At 52.5% G+C, this 21935-nt stretch carries 18 protein-coding genes and 2 riboswitches; of the genes, 5 read left to right on the top strand and 13 right to left on the bottom strand.

What is annotated here, in order from left to right; genetic code table 11:
• The first annotated feature begins 30 nt into the window (after positions 1-30).
• Positions 31-1431, top strand: coding sequence for a DUF2799 domain-containing protein (locus tag ACO0K9_RS21300; RefSeq protein WP_422988166.1), 1401 nt, complete (start codon positions 31-33; stop codon positions 1429-1431).
• A 252-nt stretch (positions 1432-1683) separates the two neighbouring features.
• On the opposite strand, the gene ACO0K9_RS21295 is transcribed toward ACO0K9_RS21300, so the two are convergent.
• Complete coding sequence (locus tag ACO0K9_RS21295) at positions 1684-3078, bottom strand: pectate lyase family protein (protein WP_422988164.1); 1395 nt, start codon at positions 3076-3078, stop codon at positions 1684-1686.
• Between the two features lie 515 nt (positions 3079-3593).
• Positions 3594-3681: riboswitch (glycine riboswitch) on the top strand.
• Between the two features lie 11 nt (positions 3682-3692).
• A riboswitch (glycine riboswitch) is annotated at positions 3693-3816 on the top strand.
• A gap of 72 nt (positions 3817-3888) precedes the next feature.
• Here ACO0K9_RS21295 and gcvT point away from each other — a divergent pair.
• The 3 genes from gcvT to gcvP all read left to right on the top strand — a co-directional run bounded on the left by gcvT (position 3889) and on the right by gcvP (position 8473).
• Positions 3889-5025, top strand: coding sequence for a glycine cleavage system aminomethyltransferase GcvT (gene gcvT / locus ACO0K9_RS21290; RefSeq protein ID WP_422988162.1), 1137 nt, complete (start codon positions 3889-3891; stop codon positions 5023-5025).
• A 54-nt stretch (positions 5026-5079) separates the two neighbouring features.
• The gene (gcvH, locus tag ACO0K9_RS21285; protein ID WP_422988160.1) at positions 5080-5457 is read left to right on the top strand and encodes a glycine cleavage system protein GcvH; all 378 of its coding nucleotides are present in this window, start codon (positions 5080-5082) and stop codon (positions 5455-5457) included.
• A 127-nt stretch (positions 5458-5584) separates the two neighbouring features.
• Positions 5585-8473, top strand: coding sequence for an aminomethyl-transferring glycine dehydrogenase (gcvP, locus tag ACO0K9_RS21280; protein WP_422988158.1), 2889 nt, complete (start codon positions 5585-5587; stop codon positions 8471-8473).
• A gap of 108 nt (positions 8474-8581) precedes the next feature.
• Here the strand turns inward: gcvP and ACO0K9_RS21275 are convergent, their stop codons facing one another.
• Positions 8582-10687 carry a GGDEF/EAL domain-containing response regulator gene (locus ACO0K9_RS21275; protein WP_422988156.1) on the bottom strand — a complete coding sequence of 702 codons (2106 nt, stop codon included), beginning with the start codon at positions 10685-10687 and terminating at the stop codon, positions 8582-8584.
• A gap of 271 nt (positions 10688-10958) precedes the next feature.
• Entirely contained in the window at positions 10959-11420 is a 462-nt protein-coding gene (locus ACO0K9_RS21270; protein ID WP_422988154.1) for a cache domain-containing protein, read from the bottom strand.
• Positions 11421-11667: 247 nt separating this feature from the next.
• Between ACO0K9_RS21270 and ACO0K9_RS21265 the strand changes: the two genes are divergently transcribed.
• Positions 11668-12153, top strand: a complete 486-nt coding sequence (locus ACO0K9_RS21265) for an energy transducer TonB (RefSeq protein WP_422988152.1) — start codon at positions 11668-11670, stop codon at positions 12151-12153.
• 105 nt (positions 12154-12258) lie between these two features.
• Here ACO0K9_RS21265 and ACO0K9_RS21260 read toward each other — a convergent pair whose 3' ends face one another.
• From ACO0K9_RS21260 to ACO0K9_RS21215, 10 genes are all read right to left on the bottom strand, one after another.
• Positions 12259-13866 (bottom strand): methyl-accepting chemotaxis protein, encoded by a 1608-nt coding sequence (locus tag ACO0K9_RS21260; protein ID WP_422988150.1) that lies wholly within the window; start codon positions 13864-13866, stop codon positions 12259-12261.
• 368 nt (positions 13867-14234) lie between these two features.
• Positions 14235-15398: a cyanophycinase gene (locus tag ACO0K9_RS21255; protein ID WP_422988148.1), complete on the bottom strand. Its 1164-nt coding sequence runs from the start codon at positions 15396-15398 to the stop codon at positions 14235-14237.
• Positions 15399-15546: 148 nt separating this feature from the next.
• Positions 15547-16284 (bottom strand): AAA family ATPase, encoded by a 738-nt coding sequence (locus tag ACO0K9_RS21250; RefSeq protein ID WP_422988146.1) that lies wholly within the window; start codon positions 16282-16284, stop codon positions 15547-15549.
• Positions 16285-16316: 32 nt separating this feature from the next.
• Positions 16317-17123, bottom strand: a complete 807-nt coding sequence (phnE, locus tag ACO0K9_RS21245; protein WP_422988144.1) for a phosphonate ABC transporter, permease protein PhnE — start codon at positions 17121-17123, stop codon at positions 16317-16319.
• Positions 17120-17959, bottom strand: coding sequence for a PhnE/PtxC family ABC transporter permease (locus tag ACO0K9_RS21240; protein WP_422988142.1), 840 nt, complete (start codon positions 17957-17959; stop codon positions 17120-17122). The genes phnE and ACO0K9_RS21240 overlap by 4 nt, the downstream gene beginning before the upstream one ends.
• Before the next feature lie 5 nt (positions 17960-17964).
• Positions 17965-18849, bottom strand: a complete 885-nt coding sequence (locus ACO0K9_RS21235; RefSeq protein ID WP_422988140.1) for a phosphonate ABC transporter ATP-binding protein — start codon at positions 18847-18849, stop codon at positions 17965-17967.
• Positions 18849-19730 carry a putative selenate ABC transporter substrate-binding protein gene (locus ACO0K9_RS21230; protein ID WP_422988138.1) on the bottom strand — a complete coding sequence of 294 codons (882 nt, stop codon included), beginning with the start codon at positions 19728-19730 and terminating at the stop codon, positions 18849-18851. The genes ACO0K9_RS21235 and ACO0K9_RS21230 overlap by 1 nt, the downstream gene beginning before the upstream one ends.
• A gap of 97 nt (positions 19731-19827) precedes the next feature.
• Complete coding sequence (locus ACO0K9_RS21225; protein ID WP_422988136.1) at positions 19828-20859, bottom strand: diguanylate cyclase; 1032 nt, start codon at positions 20857-20859, stop codon at positions 19828-19830.
• Complete coding sequence (locus ACO0K9_RS21220; RefSeq protein WP_422988134.1) at positions 20859-21470, bottom strand: chemotaxis protein CheC; 612 nt, start codon at positions 21468-21470, stop codon at positions 20859-20861. The genes ACO0K9_RS21225 and ACO0K9_RS21220 overlap by 1 nt, the downstream gene beginning before the upstream one ends.
• Entirely contained in the window at positions 21467-21832 is a 366-nt protein-coding gene (locus ACO0K9_RS21215) for a response regulator transcription factor (RefSeq protein ID WP_422988132.1), read from the bottom strand. Before ACO0K9_RS21215 ends, ACO0K9_RS21220 begins: the two co-directional genes overlap by 4 nt.
• Positions 21833-21935 lie beyond the last annotated feature (103 nt).

Genomic DNA, 21935 nt, shown 5'->3' with positions numbered 1-21935 from the left:
AGCATCATCGTTTAAAAGATACCCATTTCTATGCACCTGACATCCAATCCCGCCAAACACCTCATACTGGCAGTTATCCTGGCTGCTGGCTTTTTATTGAGCGGCTGTCAATCCACTGTCAACCGTGTCAATGACTGCAAGCTGGGTGACTGGATCAGCATCGGTAGCAAAGACGGGGCAGAAGGGCTGGACAAGCGTTTTGATGACAGGCGACGGTTTTGCTCGCTGATTGATGGCGACAAGATCAAGGCAGAATCTGCCAGCAATTATGAACAGGGCTGGGCACAGGGTAACCAGATTTTCTGGTCCCATCTGGGTCGGGAGGATGGCCGCAATGCCCGCGCCATCAATTATTTTGATACCCAGGTCAAGTCAGATGTCGTAGGGCGCAACGGCACGCCACTGAACCGCCCCGCCTATGAACAAGGCTGGCAGCAAGGCAATGCAGATTACTGGTACCAGACCGGCCTGCAGGATGGTAAGGCCGGGCGCAATGCCAGCGAAGAAGCATCCAGGGCCAGGTCAGGTGCGGCGATCGGTTTCCAGGCCCCCAGTTACCAGCGCGGCTGGGCTGATGGCAACTATGCGTATTGGCAGCAAATGGGTTATCAGGACGCGCACGATGGCATACCGGATAGTGAATTGGCCAGCCGGGTCAGGGCCGCCACTGCCAATGGTCTGCAAGTACGCGAAGATGCGTATCACGTCGGCTGGAACCGCGAGATCGTCGAATACTGGAAAAACCTGGGCTGGAATGATGCCGTCAGCGGACGCGATATCCATACCCGCCGCGATGATGCCAAAAAACGCGGCCTGAAACTATTCGAGGTCGAATATCAGCAGAAATGGGAACAAAGATTATTGCAATACTGGGCTGATGCAGGTAACAGCGATGGCTATGGTCACCCTAACCAGTTGGAACAGCGCATGGCCAACGCACGGCGTGACAATGTATTTGTAATAGCCCAGACCCGTGATGTTTACGAACAAGCCTGGCTCAGCCAGAATGCCCGTTACTGCACAGTGGAAAACGCCTTCAACTGGGGCCGTGAAAATAAGAGCATGGCAATCGAGGTATGCCATATCAGCATGCAGGGTAATTTGCATCGCGCCGTGTTGGGTGGGCAGGATTATGAAGACCTGTCACGAAAATATAATCAGACACATGCCGATCTGCTGGCGCACGATGATCGTCACACGGATGCAGAGCGCAAGTTACGCCAGCTGGAACAGGATATCAAGCGCGACCAGGATGATAAAAATCGTCCCAAAACCGAAGACAATGCCAATATCGACCGCAAGCGTGAACGCGAACGTCGCGAGCTGCAAGAATTCCTGAATGCCAGCCGCAGACGCATCGACGACCTGCGTGCATGGGAATTCCGTTATGACCAGCAAATGCGCCAGATCAAGCGGGATTTATATCTGTAAGAACCTGTTTACGATCTGTAGTCCCACGTGGACTCCGATTGCGCCCACGCAGTAAGATCGTAAGCAGGACAGGTTGGGATGGGTTTCTTGTGCAATTTGATTGCGGATTGATCAACCGAAACCCAACCCCACCCTAACCCTCCCCTTGAAGGGGAGGGAAATTTGATGTCAAGTATATTCTGGACAGTAGCTGAGCGGCCTGGGATGGCCGCTCAGCTTCAGATTACCGCTACAGCATTACTTTTAACGTGATTACTTGCAACTCAGTTTAGCCAGCGACGTACCGGCACCAGCCACTGCAGGCAGTTTTTGTTTCAGGCAGGCAGGCTCATCGGGTGTGTAACTGTAAGCGATCCCAATCGGCAGGTGGGATGTTGTTACCCAGTCTGTGGCGTCGCGGGTATGCTTGGAATCGCTGGCTACCCATTTGATGCCGTAGGTGTTGAAGTCGGCAGGGGTCTTGATATTATTGTTGCGCAATTCCCAATAGCCGAGGACATCGCTGTCGCGGGATGTCACCGGGTTTTGTGAATTCTCGAAATAGTTACTCTCGATCAGAGAGTAACCCAGCATGCGCACATTGATACCCGATGTTTTGATATCGCTGTACAGGTTGTTATAGATGTGGGTATAGCCACCGCGCTGCAGGGGCAGGCGTGAGCCTACGTTTTTATAGTAATTGTGATGGAAGGTGATGTAGCGGTCGCTCGCATCGCTGTCGCTGGAACCGATCAAACCAACTTTGTGATGATCATGGATATAGTTGTAAGAGTAGGTCAGGTGATGTGCATCGGCCTTGTTATCCACCAGGCCATCAAACTCCAGGTCGCCTGCGCCCGGACATTCTGCCAGTGAACTAAACAGGGTATTGTGATCTACCCAGACATAGCCAGGGAACTTGCCGCTCTGGCCTTCAATGCCGATGGCGTCGATAGAGCCGGGTAACAAACCTATGGTCATGTTGCGGATGATGATGTTGGTTGCGCCACCTTTGACGGCGATACCAAAATTGGCAGCCGAGCCATTACTGCCTTCAATGGTGACATTGCCTTTGTTCTTGATTTCAACAATCGCACCTTTGGCCTTTTTCCATTGTGTGCAGGCATCAGGAATAGTGCGGAAATCAAACGTGCCGGTATACCGGATCACCAGGCCACCAGTACCGCTGTAGGCATCAATTGCCGCCTGCATTTGTGCCGCAGTGCTAACCGTCACTGCTGCCACGGTGCCGCCACCAGTGACCAGACCAGCAAAGCCACCGCTGTGTCCGGCTGGTGTGCTGCCTGTGCCTGATCCATCGCCAGTGCTGCCGCCGGTGTTTCCACCTGTGCCGCCACCTGTGCCACTGCCGGTTCCGTTGTCTGGCGTGCCGGCTGGGCCTATGGCACATTTCTCTTTGATATCCGCAGTGGCTGCCACACCAAAGCTGGCGGCGTTACAACTGACATTGCCAGACAGGGATTTCACCACCCATTTGTTTTTCAAGCCAAATGACACTTGTAAGGCTTTATCACCCACTTTGCAGACTTCGCCTTCATCGGCGCATTTAGAAAAGCCGGACGGCCAATCTGCGGCATACACAGAACTCATGCTGCCAGATGCTGCGATGGCGGCAAAGGCGATTAATTTCAATTTTTGCTTATTCATTTTCTCGCCGGTCACTTCTTCATCTGTTAGTAGTTAAAAAAATTATTTGTCAGGGTTAAATACATGATCCAAACACATGCGCCAAATGCTTGATCAAAATACTTAGACAGCCGTTTTCCCTTGAATCAGAAACCGGGGCCGACAATAAATCTGTTTGTACGGATATTTGTACAATGGAAATAAAACTGTCGCGAAGAGTAACAACGCAAACAATGTTGTATGGCAATTGTTTCTACTTAATACAATAATTACAAATTCATACAGAGGCGCGCCGAGCTTGATCATGGTCTGTTGGATGTTGGCTATATGCTTGGCCATATCGCTTGAATTTTTGCTGTGCATTGTTGTGTATTGCTGTGAGCACAGTCCAATTCTTTGTGAGTGCTTCTGCTGATTAGGAATTGGTGAAATTGCCTTGAAGTGCTGTTTTGCTAATTTTTCAACTAATCTCTCAGCTTTTCTGTAAATATTTCCGCACCCAACTACCCAAGCCCTGGCAAGCCTTATATAATCGCGCTACTTGATCGGGAGAGCGTGACGAAAGTCGCCGCCGAAGGGGCTAATACCCAAAAAACTCTCAGGCAAAAGGACCGATCAACGGGGTAGCTAAAAGTTACCCCAACTCTGGAGAGCGGTAGCGGCATAGCAATTCGCCGGGCTACCCACCGAAGGTGCGCGCGGGGAAGCAAACATACACAGCTCCCGTAATCTCTCAGGTACCAGGACAGAGGGGTATGCGATTTCAACGCATGCGACGTTCATTCGTCGGCGTGCGCTTGTTCGTCCCTTCAATCTGGTAATGAGGCATTCATGACGCAAACAGCGACATCACTCAAGGCAACTCCCCTCAATGCAGCCCATCGTGCGGCTGGTGCAAAGATGGTTGATTTTGGCGGCTGGGACATGCCTGTCAACTATGGTTCCCAAATCGAAGAACATCATGCTGTGCGCACTGACTGTGGCATGTTTGATGTATCCCACATGTGTGTCGTCGATTTGCAGGGTGAAAATGTGCGCGGCTTCCTGCGTGGCCTGGTCGCCAATAATGTCGATAAATTGCAGGTAGCGGGCAAGGCCCTGTATTCCTGCATGCTGAAGCCTGAAGGCGGCGTCATCGATGACCTGATCATTTACTTCTTTAGCGAAAACTGGTTCCGCCTGGTGGTCAATGCAGGCACGGCAGAAAAAGATGTGGCATGGATGAATGCCCACAATGCACAAACCAATAGTGGCCTGACGCTGACAATTACCCAGCGCCGGGATGGCGCAAACGCTTTTGCCCTGGTCGCAGTGCAGGGGCCAAATGCCCGTGCCAAAGCCTGGGAAGTCTTGCCAGAGACCAAGGCCGCCAGTGCCGACATCAAACCCTTTAATGCCGTGATTGTCGCTGACACTTCCTTTGGTGAAGTGATGGTGGCACGCACCGGTTATACCGGCGAAGACGGTTTTGAAATTGCTGTTTCTGCCGAACGCGTCACTGATTTGTGGAATGCGCTGGCAGCCGCTGGCGTCAAACCTGCTGGCCTGGGGGCACGCGACACCCTGCGTCTGGAAGCGGGTATGAACCTGTATGGCCAGGACATGGATGAAACCGTCAACCCGCTCGATGCTGGTCTGGCCTGGACGATTGACCTGGTCAGCGAACGTGATTTCGTCGGCAAGCAAGCCTTGCAGACTCAGGGCCAGAACGCCCAGTTCCTGGGTCTGATCCTGCGTGAAAAAGGTGGCATCCTGCGTGCCCATCAAAAAGTCGTCTGCGCGCAAGGTGAGGGTGAGATCACCAGTGGAACGTTCAGCCCGACCATGCAGCAAGCGATTGCCCTGGCGCGGTTGCCTATGGGTGTGTCTGTGGGCGATACTGTGCAGGTTGTTATCCGTGACAAGCAATTGGCAGCATCTGTGGTCAAACTACCTTTCGTCCGTAACGGCAAAATCCTGGCAGCCTGATTTGAAGCGGCAGTCTTACTGATTATTATTTAATTTACTTATTTGGAGCCCATCATGAACGTACCAGCAGACCTGAAATACACTACATCCCACGAATGGGTACGCACAGAAGCAGACGGCACCATCACTGTCGGCATTACTGAATTTGCCCAGGATGCATTGGGCGATATCGTTTTTGTTGACCTGCCCAAAGTTGGCACAGTGCTCGACGCTGGCAAGGATTGCGCCGTGGTTGAGTCGGTCAAGGCTGCCGGTGATATTTATGCCCCTGTGACAGGTGAAGTCGTTGCCATCAATGAAGCACTGGCTGATGCACCAGAAGCCATCAATGCAGACGCTTTTGCAGCATGGCTGTTCAAGCTGAAGCCAGCAAATATTGCTGATGTAGATGCCTTGATGAATGCTGAAGCTTACGCCAAGAACATTGCTTAATTGACGCACCTAAGGTGGCCTGATGGCCACCTTATTGTCACCTTATTGCTTTGGATTTGCCTGACTGCGGTTAGCTCTGCATAGCACCGCCTGATACTCCACGTTACCCTTCTGTGCCCCACATACCATGACCCGTCCTTCACTGACACAACTGGAAGCACACGATGCTTTCATCGCACGCCATATTGGCCCTTCTGACGCAGAACAAGCCGCCATGTTGAAAACCCTGGGCTATGCAGATCGCACCGCCCTGATTGATGCCATCGTCCCGGCCAATATCCGCCGTCACGATGTGCTGCCACTGGCGCAATTTACCGAAGCCAAATCTGAACAGGAAGCACTGGCAACATTGAAGGCGCTGGCGTCGAAAAACCGGGTACTGAAGTCTTTGATCGGTCAGGGTTATTACAACACCCAGACACCTGGCGTCATCCTGCGCAATATCTTTGAAAATCCTGCCTGGTACACCGCTTATACACCGTACCAGCCAGAGATTTCCCAGGGCCGGTTGGAAGCAATCCTGAACTTCCAGCAAGTGATTACGGACCTGACCGGCATGGACATTGCCAATGCATCGATGCTGGATGAAGGCACAGCTGCCGCCGAAGCAATGACGCTGATACAGCGCGTGGGTAAATCCAAATCCAATGTGTTTTATGTCGCCGCTGATGTTTTGCCACAGACACGCGAGATCATAGAAACCCGCGCCAAACCACTGGGTATAGAAGTGCGTACCTGTGCGGGTAACGAAGCGCTGGAGAATGAATGTTTTGGCGTCTTGCTGCAATACCCAGGCGTCGATGGTTCCATCAGCGACTACCGCGAATACGCGGCGGCCTTGCATGCCAAAGGCGCGATGGTCATTGCCGCTGCTGATTTGCTGGCACTGACACTGATCGCATCGCCAGGGGAGTGGGGTGCAGACGTCGTCGTCGGCAACAGCCAGCGCTTTGGTGTGCCGCTGGGCTTTGGTGGCCCGCATGCAGGTTATATGGGTACACGCGATGCATTCAAACGCAGCATGCCAGGCCGCCTGGTCGGCGTGACGATCGATGCGCAAGGCAACAAGGCATATCGCCTGGCCCTGCAAACACGTGAACAACATATCCGCCGCGAAAAAGCCACATCGAATATCTGTACCGCACAAGTATTGCTGGCAGTGATTGCTTCCATGTATGCCGTCTATCACGGTCCGGCTGGCCTGCGCCAGATCGCGCTGCGCGTGCATCGCCTGACGGGTGTGCTGGCTGGTGGCCTGAAACAACAAGGCTTGACCATCGCCAATTCCACCTACTTTGATACGCTGACTGTGAATGTCGCCACTGCTGCTGCCTGCCACCAGGCGGCTGAAGCTGCTGGCTACAACCTGCGCCACATCAGCGCCACGCAAGTCGGTGTCTCGCTGGATGAAACTGTTACCCGTGCTGATGTTGAAGCCCTGTGGGGGATTTTTGCCAAAGCAAGCGGCGTCACAGCTACATTGGATTTTGCGGCGATTGAAGCAGGTGTCAATGATGCCTATCCGGCAGCACTGACACGTGGCACGACTTACCTGACGCATCCAACCTTCAACCGTTATCACGCAGAACATGAAATGCTGCGTTACCTGCGCAGCCTGGCGGACAAGGACCTGGCGCTGGACCGCACCATGATACCGCTGGGTTCCTGCACGATGAAGCTGAATGCCACCAGTGAAATGATTCCTGTGACATGGCCAGAATTCTCCAACATCCATCCTTTCGCACCCAATGACCAGACCATCGGTTATCGTGAAATGATTGATCAACTGGAAGCCATGCTGTGTGCAGCAACCGGTTATGACGCCGTGTCCCTGCAACCCAATGCCGGTTCGCAAGGTGAATACGCAGGCTTGCTGGTGATTCAGGCATACCACGCTTCGCGTGACGAAGCCCATCGCAATATCTGCCTGATCCCGTCTTCTGCCCATGGTACCAACCCGGCATCGGCCAGCATGGTTGGCATGGACGTGGTGGTGGTTGCCTGCGATGACAAGGGCAACGTTGACCTGGTCGACCTGAAAGCCAAGGCTGAAAAACACAGTGCCAACCTGGCAGCAGCGATGGTGACTTATCCATCGACACATGGTGTGTTTGAAGAAGGCATACAACAACTGTGCGATATCGTGCATAGCCACGGTGGCCAGGTCTATGTCGATGGTGCCAACATGAATGCACTGGTGGGTGTGGCCGCACCTGGCAAGTTTGGTGGTGATGTCAGCCATTTGAACCTGCACAAGACTTTCTGTATCCCTCACGGTGGTGGCGGCCCTGGCGTAGGCCCGGTGGCTGTTGGCGCGCATCTGGCGAAGTTTTTGCCTAACCAGAAATCGACCGGCTATGTGCGTGGTGAAGAGGGTATTTCTGCCGTCAGTGCCGCTCCATTCGGCTCTGCCAGCATCTTGCCTATCTCATGGATGTATATTGCCATGATGGGTTCCGAAGGTTTGAAGGCAGCGACAGAAACAGCGATTCTGGCCGCCAACTACATCGCCAAACGCCTGGCCCCGCATTACCCTGTGCTGTACAGTGGCCATGATGGCCTGGTCGCGCATGAATGCATACTGGACCTGCGTCCCTTGACCGATGCGACCGGCATCAGCAATGAAGATGTGGCCAAGCGCCTCATCGACTTTGGTTTCCATGCACCGACCATGAGCTTCCCTGTGCCCGGCACACTGATGATAGAACCGACAGAAAGCGAATCACAGGCTGAACTTGACCGCTTCATCGATGCCATGATCAGCATCCGTGAAGAAATCGCCAAGGTCGCCAGTGGTGAATTCGATGCAAAGGACAATCCACTGAAACATGCGCCCCATACAGCAGAAGTGCTGATCGCCAATGAATGGCCGCATGCTTACAGCCGTGAAGTGGCAGCTTACCCGGTTGCTTCTCTGCGCAAGAATAAATACTTTGCGCCGGTTGGTCGTGCTGATAATGTCTATGGTGACCGTAACCTGTTCTGTTCTTGCGTGCCGGTCAGTGATTACGAATAAACCTGTTGTAGTTTTTCTCTGAACAAAAAACGGACATGCTGACATGTCCGTTTTTTTATTCATGAATGTTCATCAACGTTCATCAATGTTCACCAATAGATGCAAATTTTAGACTAACACAGTGTTCTGGGATGGTATCCCCTGACGCAATAACTTCTCGAATTGCTCGGCCCCCACCGGCCTGCTGAAAATATAGCCTTGTCCTTCTTCGCAATCCTGTTCCTTGAGGAAGGATAGTTGCTCTTCCTGTTCAACGCCTTCTGCGATGACTTTTTGTTTCAGGCTATTTCCCATGGCGATAACGGCACTGGCGATGACGCCGTTGCTGTCGGTTTTGTTGTTGCCTATGTCGTGTACAAATGACTGGTCAATTTTCAGTACGTCGATGGGGAACTGGTTCAGGTAGCTGAGACTGGAGTAACCAGTACCGAAATCATCAATCGCCAGTTGTATGCCCATGTTTTTTAATTGCTCAAGTATGGCAATGCTGCTTTCTGCATTGCGCATCAATACACTTTCGGTAATTTCCAGTTGCAGGCAGGTGGGGGGCAAGCCGGTTTCTATCAGTATGGTTTTCACGCCTTCTACAAAATCCTGGCGGCGAAATTCAACGGCAGAAATATTCACCGAGATGGTGGCAATATCCAGGCCACTATTCTGCCAACGCCTGGTCTGTGCGCAGGCTTCACGCAATACCCAGCGACCAACGGGAACGATGACGCCACAGTCTTCGGCAATGCCGATAAAGCGTATCGGCGGCACCATGCCCCATTGCGGATGCTGCCAGCGCAGCAAGGCTTCTGCACCGGTGATTTCACCGGTCTTCAGGTTGATCTTGGGTTGATAGTGCAAGAAGAATTCATTGCGTACCAGTGCCACACGCAGATTGGCCTCGATGACCTGGCGCTCTACGGCGCGCACATTCATTTCGGGTTTGAAAAACTGATAGTTGTTGCGTCCCTTGTCCTTGGCCTGGTACATGGCCGTATCGGCATTCTTGATCAGGGTTTCTGCATCGACACCATCAGACGGGTAGACGCTGATACCGATGCTGGAGGTGACATGCAGTTCATGTTTATTGATATGGTGCGGTGTTGCCAGGGATTTTAATAATTTCTCGGCAGTCAGCGCAGCATTTTCAGCAGACTTGTCGTCTGTCACCAGAATCACGAATTCATCACCACCCTGGCGGCTGACGGTATCAGAGTTACGTACGCATGCGCTTAAACGTTCTGTGACGGATTTCAGCAGCTTGTCACCCGTGGCATGTCCCAGTGAATCATTGATGTGCTTGAAATTATCCAGGTCCATGAACAGGATGGACAAAAAGCTGCCGCGCCGCTTGGCGAGACCAATTGCCTGTGCGATGCGATCATTCAGCAGGGCGCGGTTAGGTAAATTGGTGAGAAAGTCATGCTGTGCCAGGTGGGCCATTTTTACAGCCATGACCTTGGCATCCGTAATATCGTGGAATACCATGACGGCACCGGCAATATTGCCGGCCGAATCGTGGATGGGTGCGGTTGAATCTTCAATTGCTACTTCACTGCCATCCCGCCTGATAAGTATGGTACCGGGTGTCAGGGTTGTTGCCATATCCTGTTGCAATACCATCGCCACAGGATTGTCTTTTTCCTGCCTGCTCTCACTATGAATGATGGGCATGACGGCGGTAATTGGCTGGCCGCGCGCTTCTTCTCTGGTCCACAAGGTCATATGTTCTGCGGCGACATTCAAATAGTCAACATTGCCTGCCATATCTGTGCCGATGACGGCATCACTGATGGAGTTGAGGGTGATTTCTGCACGTACCTTGTCGATGTAGACGGCCTCTTCTACTGCCTTGCGCAATATCACATTACGCAAGGATTGCGGTACCAGGTAACTGGCGAAATGCCCCTTGGTCAAATAACCCTGGGCCCCCGACTTGACGGCCTCAATGGCGAGCGTTTCGTCATCACCGGACAGGGTAAGAATAGGAATCTGTGGAGCATTCGCGAACAGGCTGTCAAAAGTCGCTATGCCCTCGCTGTCGGGCAGATATAAATCTGCCAGTATGGCATCCACCTTGTGTTTCTGAATCTGCGTGATGGCCTCTGACAGGCTGCCTGCGACCAGGATGTCATAAGGACCATCACTGGTTTGGCGCAGTGCATTCTGAAGTGATACGCGATCAGTCAGGTCGTTGGTGATAATAAGAATTCGCTGCGTCATAAGTGTTTCCAGTTGGCATGTCATGTTTCCGTGAGGCCAAACTACGCGACATGTCAGCGGGCGTCTGTACGATGTCGCACAAAACTGCCAAAAATCAACTTATGCAGGATGGATATCTTTTTATTTGCCCGGATCAAGCTTGCAGTTGTAAAAAAGGTATCGCTATAAAGGTATAGCTACAAAGGTATCGCTAGAAAGGTGTATCTCTATATCTCTGTATCTTTATTTAGCAGCCGATACCTTTGCGCTTGAATGCTGTGTGCAGTGAAGATTACTTGCCCTTGTAAATTCCCGCTTCCAGTATCACGTCATTACTTCGGAAAATATAAGTGGTCTTGTTTTCTATCTGCTTGGTGACGGGGTTGTTATAACGATAATCAACCCAGCCTTTGCCTTTGCTTTTTGCCAGCGTCAGTATGTCCTTGCGATAGTATTTGCCATCGGCATCTGGCAGGTCCAGCATGTTTTTACCTATCAGCTTGGGATTGATGGGGTGGGCGATGATGGCTCCATCCATACCGCGCATGTACAGGTAGATGGCACCATTAATGAATTCAGGATTTTTATTATTGATTTCCTGCGCCAGGGCATCCTTGCCATGTTTTTGCATATAGGCGACCCCCTTTTCTACCATGGCAATCGCATCGGCAGGATTGTCTTCAGCATAAGCGGGTTGCAGGTGGCTGAGTAGCAATAAAGTGACTAAAGTCGCAAGCAATTTCAAGAATTTCATTTTGTCTTCTCCTGATTTTGTTTTTTGTAGTTTCTTGTACAAACCCATAGCCAGACGGCCAAGCCTGAATTCAGGCTAGCGGAAATCATTCAAAAAGGCAAAATGTTTAATCAGGTGCTGCATTGCGCTGGTGACATTGTTGTTATTGTTATTGTTATTGCAGTGCGATAAACAAACCTGATACAAACCTGATTACGGTCACGGCAAAAGCTGGGTTTTATAGGGACTGCTGGCGGGTTTGCTCAACATGGTGATCGAGGAAAGATGTTTTAAAGAAATATGTTGCTATGCGGAAAAAACATGCAGTAAAATACGCTTCGTGTTTCTATGTGGCAATTCCTGGCAATGTTGGGCAATTCCTTACTTTCGAAAAATCCTTTATTTATCATCGACTTCCATGAAAAAAATTATTTTAGCTGTTGCGCTGCTCGCTTCCTTTGTGTCTGTTTCCGCCAACGAAATCGCCCCTTCAGTTGATAAACAAACATGTGAAAAACCGATTTATCCAAAATCTGCGCTGATGAATGAAGAAAGCGGCACCGTAATATTGTCGGTTCTGGTTGGCCCTGACGGTAGCGTTGTTGATTCCAAAGTCGAAAAATCCAGTGGCTCCAAGGCATTGGACAAAGCAACACAAAAAATTTACACCTCTTGCAAATTCAAACCAGGTGCAAAAGATGGCAAACCACAGCAAGCATGGACCAAGCTGGAATATGTCTGGAATCTGTCCTGATAACTGATTTTTGCTGATCAGTCTTGGTCAGCAAGACGAAAAAAGAGATGCCATGGCATCTCTTTTTTTATTACCGTGACCCCTTGTGATACTTGTGTGCACAACTCAACGCAACAGTCGTGGGTTGTCGTGGGGTTTGGCGCGATGGACAGGACTATGTGAATTGATCGGACTAGCCGATCTGGCCGGTTCCATGCGGACCTTGAAAATATTCACCACTTGCGCCAGCGCGTCTGCCTGTTCATTCATGGCCTGGGCTGCGGCGGCGGCCTGTTCAACCAGTGCCGCATTCTGTTGCGTCATATTGTCCATATCCACGATGGCATGATTGACCTGTTCTATGCCCGAGCTTTGTTCCTGGCTGGCCGAAGCAATTTCTGCGACGATATCGGTGACGCGCCTGACGCTGGCCACTACATCATCCATGGTGGAGCCGGCGATGGCCACCAGCTTGCCGCCTTCTTCTACTTTCTCTGCTGAACTGTCTATCAGGGTTTTAATTTCTTTGGCGGCCGAGGCGGATCGCTGCGCCAGATTGCGCACTTCGCTGGCCACGACGGCAAAACCTCGTCCCTGTTCACCGGCGCGTGCCGCTTCTACTGCCGCGTTCAATGCCAGGATGTTGGTCTGGAAGGCAATGCCGTCAATGACGCTGATGATATCGACAATTTTCTTCGATGATTCATTGATGGAACCCATGGTGGCCACGACTTTACCCACCACGCTGCCGCCCTGGGTCGCCACTTCAGAAGCCGAAATCGCCAGTTGGTTGGCCTGTCTGGCATTGTCGGCATTTTGTTTGACGGTGGATGTCAGCTCTTCCATGGTGGATGAGGTTTCTTCCAGCGCACCGGCCTGTTGCTCGGTACGGCTGGATAAATCCAGATTGCCCGAGGCGATTTCACCCGAAGCCGTGGCAATTGATTCAGAACCCGTGCGTACTTCACTGACGACAGCGGCCAGCTTGTCACGCATGCTCTTGATGGCAAACAGCAGGCTGGACTGGTCATTGTGCCTGAGCTTGATGTCGGTGGTCAGGTCGCCCTCGGCAATGTGGCCTACCACTTCGGCCGCATAGGATGGCTCTCCGCCCAACTGACCCAGAATGGCACGCGTGATGCGCCAGGCGATGCCACCTACCAGGGCCATCATGACGCAGCCCACACCCAACAGTATGCCAGCCTGTTGCCAGAACGAATCATTGATATCGTCGATGTAGGTGCCGGTTCCCACCAGCCATTCCCACGGGGTAAATCTTTTTACAGCATAGATTTTATCGACCGCCACCTCAACGCCAGGGCGAGTACCAGGGGCCTGCACGATACCCAGGGCGCTGTTTGCCAGTGAAGCCCGATAGCGGTCACCGGATTCTTTCATATCCTTTTGTGGAACACCGATGCGTGAGGCTTTGGGGTGTACCAGCAGCAAATCGTCGTTGTAGCCACGCACAAAGAAATACATTTCATCCTTATGGAAGCTGGAAATCGCCAGTTTGGCCTGTTTTTGCGCATCATCGCGCGACAGCTTGCCCGCCTGTTCCAGCGCATGGGCTTTTTCTATGGCGGCATAGGCCATTTCGACCATATTGGAAATCTGCTCCTTGCGTTCCTTCAGCATGCTCTGGCGCAGGGAATACAGTGAAATGACGGAAATGACGGAGATACCGAAGAGGGTGATGGCACACAGCAGAATGATGCGGGTACTGAGTTTCATGACGTGGTCTCACTGGTTTATGCAGCGCAACAGGTGTGCGTATGACAGCGAGAGAGCTTCCTTAATCATCTCTGGCTTATAGCCCATGCTGATGGCAGGATCTGCATTATTTGATGAATGGCAGTCACGCAGCCTGCACCCAATACGCAAGGGAGAGTCAGTGCTGCAGTTTGATTGTATGTGAAGCTAACACTGCATAGTGTGAAGAATAGGCAAACAAACGACAAATTAGTGCAGGGGTGTTGTTCTGATGCGGCAGTCCGGGAGGTGGACAACAAAAGGGACGACAAAGCGCTGCCAACAGGATGACAGAGAGGATGACAAAAGGACGCCACAGATGGCCATCCTTTCCCCTGTCCGCAAGTGTTTTATTTGTATAAGGGTAACTGCATTTTGACTGGTCGTATATCCAGACGCAGCTTCAGCACCGTATACGCCTCGGCACCGGAAGATGCTGAAAAATAGCCCTGGCTTTCTGCCAGCTTGCTGAAGCTGAATTCAAAACCCAGCTCAGGCTGCTCATCCAAACCAAAGGCCAGCCCGATGCTGCGTTCCTGCTTGCTGCCGATTAAATGAAACATCAGGTCGGTGACCACGGAATTGGCCAGGATATCGGCGTAGAAGTGTCGATCAGTATTGTAGGCATGGGCAGGATCAAGCTTGCCCTGCAGTTTGTCAGCGGACGGTGTCAGTGTCTTGCTGCGCAAATTAAAACGGTCACCCCGGTCCAGATAGCTGATACGGGCATTGCTGATATTAAAATTCTTTTGGCTGCTGTCGGTGCTTGCTTCTGTCAGGTCAAACAGGATGGCGCCCTTATAGCCGATGACTTCGACTTCAGCCTGGTTGCTGACCACCATGGCGGTATTTTCATCCACCCCCAGGCCCAGCTTGTAATGCTTCTTCAGCATGACCGGCAACATGCGGGCAAAGCGACCCCGGATGATCAGGTGCTGGTCTATGAATACATCGGGGCCGATGAAGCCCAGGCCGTTGGCAATTTCCTTGCCATCAGTGACCCCCTGCTTCAATGTGGGCAGCACGGGTTGGGCATCATAAAACATGGTGGTACTCATGATGGCAGCGCCGGCACTGCTGCCAGCAATCACCCCACCGCGTTGATACAGGGCCCAGATTGCTTCCAGCATGGCGGTCTTGCTGCCATCCGGTGTGAGCAGTGCCTGCACGATGCGCGCCTGGTCACCGCCGGTGAAATACACACCGCTGGCTTGCTTCAATTTATCCAGCCAGGCGGCGTCATTGACGATGTCTTGCGGCTTGAAGTGTGGATATTTGACCGACAAGGGAACGACAAAGGCCTGGGCACCATTCTGGTTCAGTGCGGCGACAGTGGCAGCGCCAGCGCGCTCAGGGTTGCCAGCTGCCGCCGGGATGACTGCAATTTTTGCCCCTTTGCCACCGGCCTGCTGGACAATGCGCTGCCAGACCGCCGCATTATCCATGCGCAAGGCACCGCCTATGATGACGAGTGAACCTAGTGGTGAGGATGCTTCTTCAGCGTGTGTATTCATGGGGTGTAGGCAGAACAGGATAGTCAGGCAAGCCAGTAATGTACTGAGTCGTTTTCCTGGATTGTTGAGAAAATTAATCATAATGCTTATCCGAAAGTTCAGCTTTGTTTTGTGCTATTCGCTAAGATCAACCACAGGTTCCAAGCAGTCATGATGCATCGTCAGCCAGCAATTGTTCCAGCCGCCTGGGGTAATTGTTGAGAAAGTCACGGGTCACTGCAAAGTGTTCCGTGTCTTCATAACTGGTTTGCGTGATGCCGCTGCCATCAAACTGGTAAATTTTCGCATGGGGATAGGACAGCAGTATCGGTGAATGGGTGGCAATAATGAATTGCGAACCATCCTGTACCAGTTGATGTATGGCGCTTAGGGCCGCCAGTTGACGGTTGGGGGACAGGGCCGCTTCGGGTTCATCCATCAGGTACAGGCCATTGCCTTCCAGCTTGTTAAGTAACAAAGCCATGAAGGCTTCGCCATGCGAGCGCGTATGCAGCGAGCCGCCATACGCACCCAGATAGCCGACTTCATCCATGTAGGTGGCGACGTTGAAGAAACTCTCTGCCCGTAAGAAGTAGCCATCACGTGGTTTCTTGAAGCTTTTGGATAGTCGCAGATTCTGATGTAGCGAAGATACTGATTCTGTGGTGCGGTACGCGACATTCTTGGTCCCGCCTTCCTGGCCATAGCCCAGCGCCATGGCGATGGCTTCCAGTACCGTCGATTTGCCAGCACCGTTTTCACCGACAAAAAAAGTCACGTCAGCATGAAAGTCCAGCACATCGATTTCCCTGACTGCCGGGATGTGGTAAGGGTAGTTGTCAAAATCAATGACAGCATCGTCGCGTAGGCTGATGCGTTGCAGATAGGGTTTGGCGGACAGGCTCATGGCGTAATTTTATGTCTTATTTAATGTCATATTTAATGCATCAGCCAGCGTCGCATCGCAAAACTCAGGGCATCCACCATGGCGACCAGTATCAGCATGGCGATAATGACCGTGGCGGCAGTCTGCATCTGGAATAATGATAAATGATACTTCAACATTTGTCCCAGGCCACCGGCACCGACTACGCCGAGTATGGCGGCGGCGCGAATATTATTTTCCCAGCGATACAGGGTATAGGACAGCATTTGCGGCAGGCTTTGTGGCAGCGTGGCATACAGGAAGGCATTGATGGCCGAGGCACCGTTCAGGCGCAAGCTCGATTCTGCCTGCGGAGCGGCGTTTTCCAGTGCTTCGGCAAACAGGCGACCAAGTACGCCGGTGGTATGCGCGGCCAGCGCAATGGTGCCGGCAAATGGCCCCAGCCCAGCAGCAATCAGCATGATGGATGCCCACACCAGTTCGGGGATGGCACGGGCTACATTCAAAAATAATCGCGTACTGCTTTTTGCCAGCTTGCCAAACCGGCCGCTGGCTGGCAGCGCCAGAAACAGACCAAGCATGGCGGCAATCAAGGTGCCAAGTGCCGACATGGCCAGGGTTTCAAAAGAGGCCAGGGCAGTTTTTCTGAGGACGGCAGGGCTGATATCGGGTGGCGCAAAGCCTTGCAGGAATTCCCAGGTTTTGCTGGCTGCGTCGTCGCTGAACAGGGCACGCCATTCCATGTTCAGGCTGATAAAGCTGGCTACGACCAGCAGTATAATGCCCGCACTTAACGCCAGCTTGAGTGGAGTCAATAACGGCGGCGCGACTGGCATGTCGTTGCTGTCTTGAGCTCTCATGCAAGTGCCTTGCGGAATAATTTACTGGCCAGGTCGGCGATGCCCACCAGCAGTACGAAAACGATGAGCATGGTCGATACTTCAGCGCCGGATAACATTTTCATGGATTCATCCATGCGTTGCCCCAGGCCGCCCGCGCCGACAAAACCCATGACGACAGAACCGCGTATCGCGCATTCCCAGCGGTAGATGGTGTAGGAAACCAGCTCTGGTGCGGCATTCGGCAAGGCACCGTACAGAAATGCAGTCAGGCGACTGCTGCCGTTCCTGAGCAGGCTGTCGGTGGCATGGGCGTCATTGGCTTCCAGTATTTCTGCATACACCTTACCCAGCATACCGGCGTAGGTAAGGGCGATGGCAAATACACCAGCAGTCGGCCCCAGCCCGACCAGGCGCACAAACAGCAGGGCCCACACCAGCTCGGGCACGCTGCGCAGCAAGACAAGCTTCCAGCGCACGACCTGGCGCAGCAGTCTGGCCATGCCATGCATGTGCCCGCTGCCCAGGCGTGAAATTGATAAATGTTCATTGACGATCAGGGTCATGGGAATCGCACCCAGCAGTGCCAGCGTCAGGCCCGCAGTAGCAATGGCGATGGTTTGCCAGGTGGCTTCCAGCACGATCAGTAAAAATTCTGTGGAATGGGCAGGTGGAAAAAAGCCGGACAGGAAGCGCCAGGTCGCGCCCAGGCTTTGCGCATCGATCAGTTGCCAGGGCTTGAATTCAGTGATGTACAGCATGGGCCAGAGCAAGGCCAGCATGCACAATGCAAGCGTCACCCGCATGCGCCATGCGGGATCATGCTGGATATCTGGATGGCTATCCTGGTGCGTCATTGTGCTTAAAAGCAGCGAGGTGCATCAGCAAAGCCAGACAGGTCTGGCTGGTTCGGTGCCGGTATATCCGGCTGCTGCTGCGGGGTGCCGGCATTCCGGTACAGGTCGGCGATCATCTGATCATCCACCTTGTCACTATCGAACAGGACTTTGCCAGCGCGTAAGCCTATGATACGGGGAAAGTGCTGGCGCGCCAGCTCCACCTGGTGCAGGCTGCAGATGAGCGTCGCATGACGTTGTTTTGCTTCTTGCTGCAGGGTATGCAGGGTTTGCAGGGCCAGTGTAGGGTCAAGTGCTGACAGGGGTTCATCCACCAGCAAGAGGCTGGCATCGGACAGTAGCAGGCGTGCCAGTCCGCAGCGCTGGCGTTCGCCGCCAGATAGTTTATCTACCCTGGCATAGAGCTTGTGTTGTAAATCAAAACGCTGCAAGGCTTGCCAGGCGGCCAGCGGGTCGGTGGGCTTGATCAGATTGCGCAGCGCCCGTGCCAGTGTCCAGTGTGGCAGGCGGCCGGCCAGCACTGCGGTAATGACGCGCTGGCGTGCTGGCAGTGGCGGCGTTTGTGGTGCCAAAAACAAATGACGACGCAGGGCATGGCGCGCTGTATGCGACAGCGTCCACACATCTTTTTCCATAAACTGGAATTGCCCGGTGGCTGGCTGATGCGCGGCAGCCAGGGTATGCAGCAGGGTGGTTTTACCGGCACCGGACGGGCCTATGATGGCAATCTGTTCGCCCTGGGCTACCGTCAGGTCAAGATTTTCCAGGATGTATTGCTGCTGTGCTTGCCCGGCCACCGATGCAGTGTGTACCGCACCGGGAAAAGCCACGCTTAATTGCTGCAAACGCAGCGCTGTTGCCGACATTGCTGCCGCCATTACTGCCAACATTACTTCAGCAGGCCGGCATTATGTGCTGCCGCTTCTATGGCCTTGTAGTTGTCAGCCTTGGTAGGGATGAAGCGTGTCGCACGTTGCAGATCCAGGATTTCCTTGTCTTGTGGATTGGCCGGGTCCAGATTCAGGAAGGCGTCTGTGATCTTCTTGCGCAGGTCGGCAGGCATGTCGGCGCGCACTGACCAGTTATAGTCAAAATAGCCTGGCGTGGTGTAAAACACGTGTACCAGTTTGGTATCGACCTTGCCTTGCGCCAGCAGTTTTTCCCAGACTGAAATATTCAGGGCACCTGCGTCGACCTTGCCGCCGGATACTGCAGCGACAGTTGCATCATGTGCGCCAGAAAAAGCAATGCGCTTCATGTCGGTGTCAGGATTGATCTTGGCTGCCAGCAAATAAGAGCGCGGCATCAAATGGCCGGACGTGGACGATTCAGAGCCAAAGGTAAAGGTCTTGCCTTTCAGGTCTTCCAGCTTGGTGATGTTTTTATCGGTGGTGATGAATACTGATTTGAATTTTTCATCTTCTTCACGCTGTACCAGCGGTATCACCTGATCTTTGCTGCGTACTTTGGCTTGCACGAAAGTAAAACCGCCAAACCAGACCATGTCGAGTTTTTTATTGATCAGGCCTTCTACCGAAGCCGCGTAATCGGTAACGGGAATGAATTCCACTTTCATGCCCAGTTTTTTTTCCAGCATAGTGCCCAGGGGTTTGAACTTGCGCTGCAATTCTGTCGGCGCTTCATCGGGTATGGCGGATACGCGCAATACCTGTTGTGCATTTGCCAGGCCACAAAAAGCCAGCAGACCGGCAGCGATCAGGTGATGGATGTGGCGACGTACGGGAGAGAATGCTGGGGATGATTTATGCATGCCGATACCTTGTATGTGTATGGTTTGACCGGCAAGGGCCACGCCATGAATTAATAACTAAGAAAAACCAGATGAACATCAAACCGGGGCGACGACATCAACTGAGCAGGCCTTCGTCATGACTGTCGGCAGATTCAGCAATGCTGGCTGACGGCACATGAAAATCTTGCAGTGGCAAATAATGACTCCGGTTGCGGCCTGTTTTTTTTGCTTCATATAAAGCAGCATCAGCACATTTCAGCAACATATGCTGATCCACATCCGGATGCTTGTGGTAATTGCTGAAACCTATGCTGATACTGACCCGGTCCCCGACGCGCGAATTGATGTGCGGTATATTCAGGTCCCATACGGCGGTACGCAGTTTTTCGGCAAATTGCATGGCCAATTCGGGCGCCATATTCGGCAGCATCAAAATGAATTCTTCACCACCAAAACGTGCCAGTACATCGGTGGCCCGCAGCAATTGTTTGCGCAATGCGGCTGCGACCTGTATCAATGTCTTGTCACCGGCCACATGGCCGTAGCTGTCGTTGTATTCCTTGAAGAAGTCAATATCCAGCATGAAAATGGATAGCGGCACATTGTGGCGCACGGCATGACCCATCGCTATTTTGTAATGTTCGTCAAAGAAGCGGCGGTTATAGATGCCGGTCAGGCTATCGGTGGTGGCTTCGCGCTTGAGTGCTTCGGAATGGGTACGCAGTATTTTTTCGCGCTTGATCGACGTAGATGAATCGCTGACCTGTATCAGGCAAAGCCTGCTGCCATCGTCCGCACTGAGCGGCGTAATGGTGATGGACTGGTGGATGCGTTTTTTTTCATCGTCCTGCTCACTGCGGTCAAACAGCGGCAGGGGGGAGCGATGCAGGGCATTCGACAGGACCACCGGCAGGCCGTAATTCAGGGTATTGCTGATGGCGGTGAGGATGGCGCGGCTGGGCAATTCTTCAAAAGCTTCTGATATCTGGCGGCCCAGCGCCTGTTCTGCGGCAACGCCGCTATGTCTTTCTATCCAGCCGTTCCACAGACAGATACGCTGTTCTGCATCGACCAGTATCAGGCCCAGGCTGATGGAGTTCAGGATTTGCTCCACAGCGACAGGGCTGGTGGACAACAACTGCGCCATCAGGTTTCCCCCAGGAAACGATCTATCTGGGTGACCAAATCAGTCAATGAGGTTGAGCTGAGCAGGAAAATCAGGTGGCCTTCAGAATGCCTTCTTTCTATGGTCAGGTCTATGTGCAGCAGCAAGACATAAGGTTGATCAAGGTCATTACTGACGCGCCGGAAAATCTCTTCCGTGGTGGCGACCGAATAATCAGGCAGGGAGCAACTGAGCGGGATATTCAGCATATCTGCCATCGCTGACAGGCAGGCATTGAGTATGATGTTACCCAGCTCGCACATGGCTTCCTGCTCGAACTCTGCCAGGTCTTCTATGCTGATTTGCGAGCCCATCATGTCGCGCACAATTTCCAGCGCGTGGGCTTCAGTGAACAGGAGGATGGCGTCTGCTTCAAACGTGCCACTAAAAGTCTGGTGGACGGCACCAAACTTGTCGCTTTGCATGCCCATGATGGACACGTCTATTTCAGACGATTTGCGAATTTCTACTGAAGGAACCGAAAGACGGACTTCTTCGCCAACGATGTCACTGAGGCTGGCTGCTGCTCTGCCTGCGCCGACATTAAAAACTTCACTCAGTGCATCAAGATGAAGTTCAGTCAGCGTGTTCATTGACCGCTCGCGAAATAATTGAGGACGATGGTGATCGATTTTTCAGTGACAGGCTTGGCCACGAAAACACTGCCTATGGAATTGGCGCGTGTCTGCATGCTGTCTTGCACATTGGCAGAGAAGATGGCAATGCGCAGATGAGGGTGGTCTTTCAAAATTTTCTCTGCAGCATCCGTTCCCAGCATGCCAGGCATGTTGATGTCCATGGTGCAATAGTCTGGCTTGTTTTCTTGCACAGATTTCATGGCTTCTTCGCCGGTACTGGCTTCGAATATTTCCCACTCAGGCTGGGCTGCCTTCACATGGGCACGTATGACCATGCGTGACACTTTGCTATCATCAACAATTAGTAATTTTTTCATAATATTTTTTATGCAGGACAAATGCACCCATGGAATGTGAGTTGCAGCTCAAATTCATTTTACCTTACCGTGCCGGAAATTGAGTGGTCAAGATGTTCAATAT

Source organism: Undibacterium sp. Ji50W (assembly GCF_049340445.1).
In the GTDB taxonomy this organism is placed as follows: domain Bacteria; phylum Pseudomonadota; class Gammaproteobacteria; order Burkholderiales; family Burkholderiaceae_D; genus Undibacterium.
The sequence above is the reverse complement of the archived record's forward strand: the minus strand, read 5'-3'. Positions and strand labels throughout refer to the sequence as shown.